The organism is Pseudoalteromonas sp. SCSIO 43088, assembly GCF_023650795.1.
GTDB classification, from domain to species: Bacteria; Pseudomonadota; Gammaproteobacteria; order Enterobacterales; family Alteromonadaceae; genus Pseudoalteromonas; species Pseudoalteromonas shioyasakiensis.
The window spans coordinates 582496-595177 of sequence record NZ_CP072676.1; the positions used below are offsets into that span (position 1 = coordinate 582496).

The 12682-nt window shown below is 49.3% G+C and carries 13 protein-coding genes; all 13 read right to left on the reverse strand.

Annotation, left to right across the window (positions count from 1 at the left end; all coding sequences use genetic code 11):
* Window positions 1–124: 124 nt before the first annotated feature.
* The 13 genes from J8Z28_RS20395 to J8Z28_RS20455 all read right to left on the reverse strand — a co-directional run bounded on the left by J8Z28_RS20395 (window position 125) and on the right by J8Z28_RS20455 (window position 12670).
* Window positions 125–832, reverse strand: coding sequence for a hypothetical protein (locus J8Z28_RS20395; protein WP_250660474.1), 708 nt, complete (start codon window positions 830–832; stop codon window positions 125–127).
* Between the two features lie 182 nt (window positions 833–1014).
* Complete coding sequence (locus J8Z28_RS20400; protein WP_250660475.1) at window positions 1015–1437, reverse strand: hypothetical protein; 423 nt, start codon at window positions 1435–1437, stop codon at window positions 1015–1017.
* A gap of 1 nt (window position 1438) precedes the next feature.
* Window positions 1439–1831 (reverse strand): hypothetical protein, encoded by a 393-nt coding sequence (locus J8Z28_RS20405; protein WP_250660476.1) that lies wholly within the window; start codon window positions 1829–1831, stop codon window positions 1439–1441.
* 40 nt (window positions 1832–1871) lie between these two features.
* The gene (locus J8Z28_RS20410; RefSeq protein ID WP_250660477.1) at window positions 1872–3251 is read right to left on the reverse strand and encodes an SNF2-related protein; all 1380 of its coding nucleotides are present in this window, start codon (window positions 3249–3251) and stop codon (window positions 1872–1874) included.
* On the reverse strand, window positions 3238–4266 hold the full coding sequence (locus J8Z28_RS20415; RefSeq protein ID WP_250660478.1) for a PD-(D/E)XK nuclease family protein: 1029 nt from the start codon (window positions 4264–4266) through the stop codon (window positions 3238–3240). Before J8Z28_RS20415 ends, J8Z28_RS20410 begins: the two co-directional genes overlap by 14 nt.
* Window positions 4266–4484, reverse strand: coding sequence for a hypothetical protein (locus J8Z28_RS20420; RefSeq protein ID WP_250660479.1), 219 nt, complete (start codon window positions 4482–4484; stop codon window positions 4266–4268). Before J8Z28_RS20420 ends, J8Z28_RS20415 begins: the two co-directional genes overlap by 1 nt.
* Window positions 4481–7138, reverse strand: a complete 2658-nt coding sequence (locus J8Z28_RS20425; RefSeq protein ID WP_250660480.1) for a primase-helicase family protein — start codon at window positions 7136–7138, stop codon at window positions 4481–4483. Before J8Z28_RS20425 ends, J8Z28_RS20420 begins: the two co-directional genes overlap by 4 nt.
* A 270-nt stretch (window positions 7139–7408) precedes the next feature.
* A complete protein-coding gene (locus tag J8Z28_RS20430; RefSeq protein ID WP_250660481.1) occupies window positions 7409–8302 on the reverse strand; it encodes a DUF932 domain-containing protein in 894 nt (297 codons plus the stop codon).
* 219 nt (window positions 8303–8521) lie between these two features.
* Window positions 8522–8740, reverse strand: coding sequence for a hypothetical protein (locus tag J8Z28_RS20435; RefSeq protein WP_250660482.1), 219 nt, complete (start codon window positions 8738–8740; stop codon window positions 8522–8524).
* A gap of 62 nt (window positions 8741–8802) precedes the next feature.
* The gene (locus tag J8Z28_RS20440) at window positions 8803–9162 is read right to left on the reverse strand and encodes a hypothetical protein (RefSeq protein WP_250660483.1); all 360 of its coding nucleotides are present in this window, start codon (window positions 9160–9162) and stop codon (window positions 8803–8805) included.
* A gap of 1 nt (window position 9163) precedes the next feature.
* Complete coding sequence (locus J8Z28_RS20445; RefSeq protein ID WP_250660484.1) at window positions 9164–9889, reverse strand: hypothetical protein; 726 nt, start codon at window positions 9887–9889, stop codon at window positions 9164–9166.
* 61 nt (window positions 9890–9950) lie between these two features.
* Window positions 9951–12029, reverse strand: a complete 2079-nt coding sequence (locus tag J8Z28_RS20450; RefSeq protein ID WP_250660485.1) for a DNA polymerase family A protein — start codon at window positions 12027–12029, stop codon at window positions 9951–9953.
* On the reverse strand, window positions 12026–12670 hold the full coding sequence (locus J8Z28_RS20455; RefSeq protein ID WP_250660486.1) for an Nmad5 family putative nucleotide modification protein: 645 nt from the start codon (window positions 12668–12670) through the stop codon (window positions 12026–12028). The genes J8Z28_RS20450 and J8Z28_RS20455 overlap by 4 nt, the downstream gene beginning before the upstream one ends.
* Window positions 12671–12682 lie beyond the last annotated feature (12 nt).

Here is a 12682-nt window from a genome sequence, read left to right on the forward strand (position 1 = left end):
AGATAAAACTTTGAAACTCATACTTTTCGGGTACAGTCAAAAAATGTTCTCGCGGAAGGCACATTGCACACATAAAAAAAGCCGACCCAAGTGGGGGTCGGCGAAAGACTCATTTAAGCCTGAGTTAAGCTGCTTCAGCCGCAGGAGCTGCGAACAGACCGTCGTAGATTGCAACTGCTTGGTCATAAAGGTCGTCAGGTGCGTGAGCGACCAATGTAACGTCGTAGTTGAAATAGTTGCCTGAGTTGTTCGACTCAGATACTACGCCAAGCTGCCACACACAGCCAAAGCGAGGGTTGCCTTGTTTTTCTTCGTCGTTGATTCGGGTGTTCCAAACCTTAGACTTTTTGACTTTAACCCCCGGCATATCTAACATCGCCACGCCTTTCGGGCTACCTTCGTCGTCTAGTAGTAACACTAGGTGAGTTGGGTTTTCCTTGATTTCGTGGTCTTTTTCAGCAAGGCCTTGCTCAGCTAAAGCTTCTAGAGCTTCTTCTTTTGAGTCGTAAGTGCCTACCATGCCACCGCCAGTCTTGCGTGTGCGCCATACAACGAATTTCTTTGTAAAGCTAAGGTTGATTACGAACATCGACGTGTAGAGTTCTTCTGTCACGCTGTTCATGATCATGCCCGCTTGTGCGCCTTCAACTTGCTTCGGATGACCAGGTTGTACTTCGTCGTTAATCATTTGAAGTAGTTTCAAGCGAGGAATCGCTAAATCGTTAGTCGTTACGGCTTCAGAACCGCGACCAACGTATTCGTTACGTTCTTCGATTGTCGCTACGCCAGCAAATTGTTCTTCTTGTACTGCTACTTCTGTATTCTTAGACATGTTTATATCCTGTTTATTCGTTAATTAGTTAGTTTTCGTCATTCTCGATCCGCTAAGATCAATAAAGCCCCACGACTGACGAGGAAGCGGGGCCAATAAGTAAGCAACCACAACTGACACAAGGAGAGAACCAGTTGAGGTCGCTATATTAGTGTTACTGTTAATTTAAGTCAACAGTAATGCTAAGATTTTCTAACCGATAGTTTTCGGACTTTTACTGGGGCAACACCAGCCAGTGATTCACCAGTGCTCAAAAGCTCTCGGTACGGCGCACCGTTCACCTTGCGCTGAAGAAAGTAGAACGCATCGTTCTCTTTGATGTATTCATACAGTGCATCCCAGTCTTGAACTGATGGTTGCGTTTCTTCGCTCATTGAAACCATGCCAATGCCTGCGTAAGAGACTTTCTCGCCCACTTCAAGGGTAGCCTTAAGGAGATTCTCAAGTTCTGTTTTACGCTCTTTTAGCGACTTCAGCTCTGCTGATTCAATTAGGGCGATTTCACGTCGAACGTTCATAAGCTCCGTGACGATCTCTTTACGGTCATGTGTTGGTGCTTGCTCGACTGCTTCTGGTTCGATGTTTAATTGTAGTGCTGCTGACATATTATGCTACCTTCTTATCTTCTGTTTCTGTTTCTGTTACCGGTGTACGACACTGCGCTTCGTAGAACGCGTGCAGTCTGTCCATTGCTTCATCAAACGCTTGAATCTTGATGGTCGGCGTAGTAGCTAACTTGGCCTTAAGACGTTTACACTCGGCTGTTAGCTTCGTGATTTCCTCAAGGTTCAGGTCAGCCATAGCTGCCTTCAGGCCTTCTTCAGCTTTGCGTAGTGAATCGCGCGTTTCGTCGAAGTCGCTACCGAACTCTACAACCTGACGACGGGTGTTACGAACGTCTTTCACAATGTCCGTGAACAAGTCCATGTCGAAGTCTGCTGCTGTGATTGCAAATGCGTTTAATGGTGCTTTTGGTGCTTGGTTTGATTTATCAGTCATTACTGGTTCTCTCTATAGTGTTTTGTTTAGGTTGCTTGGTTTAGGCCGCTTGGAATAGGCCTGCTACTGTGTTCAGTAGGTCGATCATATTCATCTGCTTGTCGAGCATCTTGGCGTAGACTTCTTCTTCGACAGTGTTCTCGGCTGCAATATGAATAATCTCAGTTTTACGTTGCTGGCCTGTACGGACAATACGGTGGTTGAACTGCTCGTATAGGTCGGCGCGGTAGGTTGGACTTGCCCAGATAATGCGGTTAGCGCGTGTTAGGGTAAGGCCGTGTCCCGCTGACTGCGGGTGTGCGAAAATTACTTGAATGTTGCCTTGCTGGAACTGATAGACAATGCGGTTACGCTCAAGCGTCTTCGTAGAGCCATCAATTACAGCGTACTTAAGCTTGCGTTTCTCAGCTTCAGCTATCAGGCCGTCACGCTGATGCGTCCAGTTGAAGGCCACAAGGGCGTGGTCGGTTTCTTCTACTAAATCAAGTACCAGCTCGTATCGTTCTTTGTGAACGTTAACCACTGAACCGTCTTCGTTGTAGACACCGCCCGACAGTGTTTGTAATAGCTTCTGCATACGTGATCCAGCATGAACCGCGTTTAGCATTTCGCCAGACTCAAGGGCAAGCATTGACTCACGCTTCAGGAACTCATAGTCACGGCGTATCTTCGGCGGTAACTCGACGGTTACTTCACGGAATACGGTGTCTGGCAGTTCTTGCACGTCATCTAGCGACACTCGCGAGGTGATGTCACATAACATTGATGTCACGTGGTCAGCCGCGCCTGCTTTGTCCTTCCATTCCATAGCTCCCGGTGGTGCTCCGAGAATAGGCTTAGGGTCACAAACTTGCTGGCGGAAACCAAAGAAGTTTTTACCTAGGCGCTCGCCACGGTCAACAAGAAAAGCCAAGTGCCAAATATCTAAAATAGTATTAGGTGTCGGCGTACCTGTCATAAGTGTCATTCGTGGGATTACTGCGGAAACAGCGTTCAGAGACTTAGAACGGATCGACGTTCTATTACGGAATGCGTCACCTTCGTCGATAATCAAAACATCGAACTTGTCGGCATAACCTTCTTTGTCGATCATCTTTACGGTGTCGTGATTGGTGATAACCCATTGCGCATCGCTCTCAAAGGCCTTGCGCTTCTTAGCGGCAGTACCAGCAGCAACAGCGTATGTCGTTTCAGGCCAGCCGAAACGTAGGTCTTTAGCCCATGCAGGCGTGAGGATAGAAAGGGGAGCAAGAACCAACACACGGGCATCAGGCCAGTACGTTTTGACCGTGTGGACGCAGGCAAGCGTTTTGCCCGTACCACAACCGTCGAAGTTCAATACGCGTTCGTTAGCGCCCCAAAGAGCGGCAAAGCGCTCTTGGTGCGTGAATGGTTTAAAGGTTGGCTTAGACGGCTTCATCTAACCCCCTATAGTGGTCGAAACCACATGCGCCATTGCCATATGCGACGCCATCACGGTTAGTGTTACAGCCGTACTCGCAGAAACGACAGGTATGTGCGTTGGCTGATGGGATGAAGTCACGGGTCGTCGTAAGCTTCACAGCACGGTTATGATAGCGAAGTAATAGCATTGATAGCTGACGGCGGTTGAATGAGCGGATCATCTTCACGCCTTCGTCTAAGTACCAGAACTCAACTTTAAACACATCTAACTCAGGATAGCGGTGCATCGCGTGCAATGCGTAGCTTAGGCCTTGGTCAGCGTGCTTCATTTCGTTGCCGAACTTCTTACCGGTTTTGTAGTCGATAATCACACATGAGTTGTCATTCTCTTTGACAAAGCCATCTAGCTTAGCGCGTCCCCATAATTCAGGGTCGTCCCAGTCACACGGCGACCAGTCTTTACGAATACCCCAGTCGTCCTCAAGTGACACCTTACCCGCTCGGAAGTCTTCACGTAGTTGGGCGAAGTCGGCAGCGAAGGCGTCAAACTTAGTGCGACCGTCGGCTGGCAGTTCCGTAACGTTGCCACGTACCCAAGCTTCACAACCATCGTGAATCAGTGTACCGCGCTGTGCTGCTTCGCCTGACTCAACGTAGATTTTGTCTACCTTGCCAAGCTTCACTGCCCACTGGCAGTTCTCGAACTTCTTAAGGGTTGAGAATGACCATGCTTTAACGGCTGCGACAGGGAAGTCTACGACCATTGCGCCACGTTCATTGTCACGTGTTTCCTTAGCCTTCTTCAGTGAGTCAGCTAGGCTCTTAAGGTCTTTCGACTTACCGACGGGTGGGCCAGACGGCGGCGGCGTGCTCACGGCCTTCTGCTTGGTCGCTTTAGCCACTGCACCAAGACGGGCGGCAAAGCTTTCTTGCGTTGCTTCCTTCTTGGCTTGGCCTTCGATTGACGTGCCTTGGATAGTCTGCTGGCCTGTTTCTTTCGCTTTGGCCTTAAGCGTTTCAGCGAACCCCATTAGGCGGCTCGCTTTGCTTGACGACGAAGGAACGCGGCACAGTCGTCTAGGCCAGTGTAAAGCTCACCTTCATGAGCGATTACAGGCGCAGTACGTAGGTTGTGCGGGTTCTCTTCTTCAATGAATTTCTCTTCTAGCTCAACGCCAGCGAAATTTGCGTAGTCGCGGACGTCACCGCAGAATTTACAGGTCTTTGTTTTGAATAGTACAGGGGTCATAGTTCGTAACCTTCGTTTGAATATATTTCTGGTTCAGCCGATTGCTCTAGCTCTGCTTTAGCCTCAGCCATTGCACGCTCGAACTCTTCAGAGCTGTTTCTTTTGTTGATTGATGACGCGTTGGTCGGCAGTGCAGCGTTGGCCTCTCGGATTTCTTCTAGAATCTCAAGGTCGTTGTACTTCCAGACAACCTCTACACAGCGAGGGCGTGTAGGTAGGGCTTTAGGTGCGCCTACTGGTGTCGATTTGCGTTTACGTACGATGTCATGCGTACTGAGCATTCGTGATAGGGCGTTGTCTGATATTTCCTTGCCCGCCAGATAGCCGTACAGCATCTTTAGGTCGTCAGGTAATAGGTAACAAGGCTTGCCCGTGTTTACGTGCTCTAGGTTCGCAGTCAGGAACGTTTTGACGCGTGATAGTTGCGTGAAGTCCGCAGCTTCTAGGTTGGCGGCTGACTTATCTAAAATGCCGATGAAGGCACCAAAATCGCCAGTCGTTAAAGCGTCGAAGAAACTGTCAGCAGCACTCATACCCGCTTTCTGGGTGTCGATACGCGCTTGGTTCATGATGATCGAGCCTGATTGGTTCACATCAACTTTGAACGAGCGTAGGAACGTAGCGAACTTGAACAGCTCGGCCTTGATTAACTCGTTAGAGTGCTCTCGGAAAACCTTAAGATACGCTAATCGAGCCTCAAGCATACGTTGTTGTCTAGGTGCGATGTTGTAACGACGTTTGTCTTCTACAGGCATTGCATCTAGGTCGTTCGTCGCAAAGATGAAGTTCAAGCGTTGCACGACTTCGCGCTGTTGCTGTTGCATCTTACGAAGCATCATTGTCGGTTCAGTAATGCGCGTTTTAAGTAGCGATGCAGTCTTAGTCAGACTTTGCGCACCACGCATGTTGAACTCGTCCACCATTAGCAGCATTAAGTCTTCCATCCAGCCGTTGAACTGGTCGTCAGCGATACCTTGTAGGGTATTCTGTGCAACGTAGTCATGACCGAATAGAGGGCGAAGTACAGCTTTGAAGAACAGGCCTTTACCCGTACCCTCAGTACCGTGTACTAGCCATGCTGTTTGTGTCTTGTCCTTCTTCTGAATGATGAAGGCCAGCCAGTTAATGAAGTGCTCAAAACAGTCCATATCATCGCCGAGCATGTTCAGGATGATTTCACTGATAATTGGGCAGTCTAAGCTGAGCATCCAGCCATTACCGTAGCGCAACGTGTCTTGGTGTTCGTGAACTGTCTTATCACGCATAAACACAGTTGGCTTAAATCGGTTCACGTAGTCTTTGTCGCCAATGGTAAACAACGTTTTAGAGTTGTTAGGGTCGAGAACTACATGACGGGCAGGGACTGGGTCTGGTACAAGTTGACCGTAGTGCTTCATCCACTCTTCGGCTACCTGTCCATTACGTCGCTCGTTCATTTCAACGATTTCGTCGTGTTCCTTGTCGTATTCCATCGTGACATAAGCGTCAGTGGTTTGGTCAATGAACATGCTGCGTTGTACTTTACGTACGACACCGACTTCCTCGTCCTTCACTTCGTCATAGGCCGCACCGTACTTCTCAACGTGCTTGGCATAGGCCTCTGGGTCAGCGGCTTTGAACAAGAACGCAGGTTCGTCAGGCACGAAACAGCGGACAATCTCAGGGTTAGAACGGGCTACCCAGTACGCGTTATTACGGCTACCGCCAACGTTATAGCGAACAAACTCGTCGTCTTCGTATGCAAACTCCATACGGGCAGGCGGCGGGTTAGACATTACGTTCACCGCACGACCGTTCACATTAATTCGGTCATACTTCGGTTTGTGGCGAGTAATGCCAGCTTCCGCTTGTAAGTCCTTAATGCGTTGGTCACGTACTTGGTTAACGCGCTCCATCTTGTCGAGCACTTCTTCTAGCAGTGGTTCAAGGTCAAGCAATTCATGCTCTTTCTCAACCAACACAAAGCGGTCTTCATCGTTAACAAACGGGTTTGCTTTCTTAGGACCAAAACTAGGCGGTGCGATATACACAAGGCGTGACGGCTCAGCTAAACAAGGGTCAATAACACTTTTAAGACGTGTCTTGGTTTTTGTAAGCTTGAGTCGTTCGTAAATCTCAGACTGTGTATAGTTCAACGAGGTGAGCCAGTCTTTCAATGCACGGTGGCTAACTGGGTTTTCAAGCAAGAAGTGGATATGTACCGATACTTCGTCTCTGTGCAGGCCGAACGAGCTAGACGCCATTGCCACGTATGACACATTGGCTAGTTGTTTCGGCAGCATTTCAACTACTGATTCGGCTACGGCTTCAACGTCCGATTTGCGGTATCGGTCTTTGATCCCACCTTCTAACTTCAGGCCGTCGATGTCCAACACAAGGAACTGCGTCTTAGCGTCTTGGTCTGTCATACCACGGCGCGACTCAGCTTTTAGTGGGCGTACGAATTGGCCTTTGTAAAGTGCTCTACCTAAGTTAGCGTTCTCTACAAGTAGACTGCGGTAGCCTTTTAACCCGTCTTCTTCGACGTTCAACTCTGCTTCATGCGATGTTAGCTTTGCGGCAAGTGGGTACGAGCGCGAGCTACCATCAGCTAGACCGATTGTTTTACGTAAGGGGCCGATCTTACTTAGTGCAGAAACAAAGTGCAGTTTCATTGGATTTAAGCCTCCCTCGGGTATTTTTCGTAGTCTTCGGCACAATCTGCGTCACAGAACAACTGTTCAGGGTTGTCCAGCGGTTCATCGCAGTTGTGACAAGCTTCTTTGGGTGTTAAGCGCGGTGTGTTAAGCCGCGCGTTTTGTATGTGGACAGCAAGCATCATTTCCTGCTGTGCCACGGAGTTATCTATAATGTCGGGCATTTGTTGTTATGATTATTAGTGAATAAATTTAGTATTCTAACAGTATTACTAATAATTATGAAACCTAAGCTGCGGCTTTAATTAGCGGATTACCCAAGAATCGTGATACGCGAGCTTCACGTTCAAGTACGATAGCTGGGGCGTTTGGTATGCTGGCCTCTTTAATCTCGGCGTGTGTAGACCAGTAGGTCAGGGCATTGAAGAACGCCCACATGGTCTTGCCGAGTGTTTTACTTTCGTTCATCCAAATGTCGAACAGCTTGTTGTTCATGGCTAACGAACCGCGAGCGAACTCACTGATTAGGCCGATTGCCTTCTCGTCAGAACACGGCTCTTTTGACCACTTGCGCCACTGGTTGCCCATGGTCACGAAGTTCTCTACCGAAGCGGCTACACGCTGCTTAACTTCGTCAACTTTGAAGCCTGATGTGTGGCGGGCAACGTAGTTCGACACGTCAGTCCCGACGACCATACCGTTCGCACACACTAAGCGATAGCCGCCCATGTTGATGCGTAGGTTCGTCGAACCGTCGTAGCTGTTGATTACATTCAAGCGCAGATTGGTTACATCACGACGACCGCGACCAATGCTAATCTTGTGCTCAGGGAAGATGTACGAACGAATCGAACGACCACCTTCATACGCGATAGAATCGACAATCTCCATGCCGTTCGTATCGAGTACGTCTGATTCACGAATTGCAGCGTCTACACGCTCATACACTTCGCTATTCTTGATTAGGCTGTAACGTTGACCATGTACCGCCAACACGGTGTTCGTGTCTTTACGTACAACGGCCTGTAGGCCTCGGTCTGGCATACCAGTTAGCTCTGACAGCGGTTGGCATCCTACAGGGAAGAACAGGCCTGCTGCGGCGTGTTGCTTAGCTGCTTCGTCACGGGCTTTGATTAAGTTCAAGGCCGATGGCTGTGTAGGGAAATTCAATACTGCGCTCATGTCTTTAAATCCTTGTGTTGTGGTCTTTCCGCACTTTCGGCGGTGATAGTTCTTGCTTGCGTTGAAGGTAGTACGACTCAGAATCGGAAGGTGAACTAATCCTGGTATGTGTCGTAGTGCCCTGGTATTGAACGAACCGACTTTCGATTACTATCGCCAGCTCGTCGTTAATGTGTTCAAGGGTTAGCATCCCTCGCTTTTTGTCGAATTGGTGCGTTATCATGCTGCCTTCATTTCTTCTTGTTTGCGTGCGTGTAACTTGGCCTTATCCATCATTCGAATACACTCTTTCTCGTGCGCTTGGATAACCTTATGCTTGATACCGGTCTTCTTGCTGTACGTCATTTCGATGTAAACGAATACACCGGTATTCGCTTCTTTCATTACTGAATAAACTTTCTTGCCGCCGTTTACGACTAGTTGATCAACTGTTCTCATGTTTTACTCCACAGAAAAAAGGGGTGGCGTTTCCGCACACCCCCCAAGGAACTATTGTGAATTTACTCGCCTAAGTCACACTTAGGACAATCTAGCTCGGTTACTGCCATCTGAGAGCCGTCAGGCATCTTCGACATTGTCTGGCGGTAACTCGGTCGTAGGAACTCCTTGCAGCGAAGACAACGACGATTGTTGGTCTCTTCACGGTCTCCTGCGCCCGCTACAGGCATTTCGTTGGCGTATTGGATGAAAGGGTGGAACTCTGACTCAATGCGGTTAGAAACGTGTTTCTGCGCTTTCTTGAGGTTAGGGAATACCATTACTTCGTTATTGTCGTCCTTCAGTACCTTGATTTCTTCGTCAGGTACTACAAGCAATACAACGACTGGTTTTGTTTGTGCGAAATTGTTTGGCTTTGCCATGTTATGCGGCCTCTAGTTCTTTAGTGAATTTAATTTTCACCCCACGGCGCTTAGCGTCCGTCAGGATATAATCTTTTGCGATTTGAGCGTCAGACTCGGTCGGCGCTGAGTTCTGTGCTGCTGCCCATGCGACCTTACCGTTCTGTAGTAACGTGCCTTGACGTGTGATGCCACGGTCTCGGTGATGGAACTCAAGAACTGGTGTGTCAGGCATACCGCCGTACTCATTGTTCTTAGCTACATACATGCGCGGGATAGCTCGGAGGCTGTTGCCCGTCACAGGGTCAACGTAGAACGGCGCTTGTCCTTCTTCTTTGGCCTTGCGTGCAATCTCAGTAGCCTTGCGCATTGAGTCTTTGCGCTTCTCTTCAAGGTCTTTGATTGTCGCCTTAAGGTCAGCAATCGTTGCTTTCTGGGTCTTGTTAACTTTGAACAAGCGTTTAGGGTCAAGCTGCTGTAGGTGCTTCAGCTCTGCTTTCAAGCGCGTGATTTCCGCCTTGTCGATGCCTTTGTGCTCGACGGCCTTATCAATCACCATGCTTTGTTTATCTAGTAGTCGGTTCTTCTCATTGATGACGTTCTGCATGTCGTCCACCTGTGCGCGTAGACGTTCGATTTCGTCAACGGCCTCGTTAAATTGGTCAACGGTTTTGTTATGGTCATCAGCTACTTTTACGATTTCTTCAAGGATTGCTGTAGCGTTGTCTGCGATGTTTTGAACTGACATATTTAATTCTCTTCAATGGGGAAATAGGGCGGGTACAAGGACGCCGCCCTCTGGTTTACTCTTATTTTGAATACTCTTTCGCGTAGCCACCGTCGTTAGCCAGCGGTAAGCCCACTGCCCAGCTAGGGGCTACTGCCATGTGTCGCTCCATTACGGCGTACGCACGGTCAAGGTCTCGCTCAGTTAGAGCGGCTAGAATTTCATCGTGTACGCTGCCCATAACCCAGCCTAGGCCAGTGTCTTCAAGCTCTGCGTTCACGTTCACAAGCTGTTCGGCAAGAATGTCGCGAGCTGTTGCCTGCGCGATGTTCTCGATTAGTAGGCCGTGCCATAGGTATTTAGGAACTGGTTTACCCCAGCGGTCGTACTTGTCCGAGTCGAACACGACTTTCATTGTCACGCCTGACTGAGTCTCTTCGCCTTTGTAACGGGCGTTGCTGTACTGAAGTACACGGCCTGAAGGTAGAACAATCTGGTCTTTGCGTGCCAAGTACGAGTCATTAGGGCCGAATCGTAGCTCGCCACCGTTAACCAGCACTGGCATTACAGTGTTCGCTAGGTAGTGCCACATAGCCTTAACTGCATAGTGCTTGGTGTCGTACGAGTTCTTTACGCCGCGACAGAACGCATCGTCTTTGAACATCGGCTCCATGCCCAGTGGACCACTTGCAAGGTATTGTTGGAAGCCGAACCAGCCCATAGCGAAGCCAAGGCCTAAGCCCGCAGCCTTACCCATTTGGCGCTCGTTCTTGTCCTGTGACTTCGTGATTTTACGGTCGAAGATGCCGCCCGCTACGTCACAGTAGTAGTCATACTTGTCTGGGTGGTCGTCTGGTAGGTCATCGGTGGCCTTCATTTGATCTAATACGTCAGTTTGACCACAGAACCACATATTCACACGTAGCTCGATGTTCGATAAGTCACACACACCAATCTGATAACCATCAGGCGCTAACATTGACAGGCGGTGCTTGCCGCCACGGGTGTTGTTCTGCTGGTTAAGCTTCTGCCCACCCGACCAACGGCCTGTCTGTCCCGCACCATAGTAGTTAAGGAAAAACGGCATACATGCGTCATCAAAACCAACTCTGCGGAAGGTCTCTGAAACGCTAAGCATACGCTCGGCACGACTCGACGCGATGGTTGACTTCACACGTTCACGGGCTTTGTAGAGCGCTGCGTGCTGTGGGTTGTCAATCTGCAAACGAATGTACTCAGGGTCGCCTTTGCCCAGTGCCGGTGACAGTAGGCCTGTGGTCTTCGAAATCTTCTTAGGCACAGTTAGGCCGAACTCACGTAGTAGCTGTTCGTACTGCTGGTTAGAACCGAACGTCTTAGGTGTAACGTCCTTGATGTCATGCTCTAAGCAATACTCAATAGCCGCAACAACCGCTTTGCCGTCTTTCTCTCGCTCTTCGACCAACACTTCATGCAGTAGCTCGTTTTTGATGTCGAACTGCGGCTCAATCGCACCACGTAGCGTGATGTTCATAGCGTTTAACTCGATGCTTTCGCCAAGGCCAATACGCGGTACGTAAGCCAAGAACAAGCGACGCATTAAGTTAACGTCCTGACGACAATACTTAGCCAGCGATGCGTGCTGCTCGTCGGTGATGTACTCGTACTTGATACCGTCAACGTCCGCCAAGTCATTACCTTTACGCAGCGCAGGGTCATCAGGCCACTCGTCTTTAGCACAAGCGTCGAGGCGTGCTGGTTTATGCGCAGCTAGATACTTACGCATGAGCATTGTGTCGAAGTAGAAGTCAAACTCAACGCCATGCACCCAGTTGCAGATTGCACCATCAAACGTTGTATTGTGGGCAACAAGGCCAACACGTAGGCCGTCTGCTCTTGCACGTTTGATCATGTCCATCTGTTCACGGTAGAAATCTTTGCCGTGCCCGTACAGAATGGTCTCGTCAAGGTCGATTGCTAAACCTAGGCCTGTCTCATGGAAACGCTCGCCTAAGATGTACTCAGGGTAGGTTAGAGACTTCAGGCTGTACGACTTAGAACCTTGGTTGGCCTTCGACTTGTAGAACGATTCCCAGTCAAGGAAAACGATAATGTCTAGGTTAAAAGCCTTTTTGATCACGTCCAGCGTTAGGCGGTCGTTGCGGGTGAAAGTGCTGCTCATGCAGCACCTTCCTGTTCTTCTGTTGACTCTTCCGCAGCTTCTTCCGATACTGCAGTTTCTTCGGCAGGCTCTTCACCCGACAAGATGCTGTCCAGTGACTTACCTTCGACTGGTGCTTCACAGTATTCGTCTGGGATGATGTCAGCCAGTTCTGGGGCTTCTTCAACCACTGTACGAAGTGTTTTGTGGCCTTCAAGGAAAGCGATAATCTTCTCTTGAATCTCAGCCGCCTGCTTCTGCACATAGGCGCTCTTGGGGAATACACCCATGATGCGCTCTTCCATCATCGGCAAGTCTTCGAACAGTGCTTCGTTAACGTTGCCCACCTGATAGCGGTAAGGGATAGGCTTCACACCGCCGAACTCAAGGTTCATGATTGATGCACGGTCAGCGCTTACAACTGTTAGGTGTGGGGCAGTAGGCAGTGTGCCTTCTATGATAGTCGATACGTCTTGACCGTCAGCACAAAGGTTGCCAAGGCCGTACATGTCGAACAGTGATTGGTAAACCTCTTTGCCCAGCTCAGCTAGTTCGCGGTTCAGGCTGTCAATACGACCACCGATTTTCGAATGTACTACAGCTTGTGCAATCTTCTGGCGGTTGTACGCATTAAGGCGTAGGCCTAGCTTCAATTTTTTCATGATTTATACCTG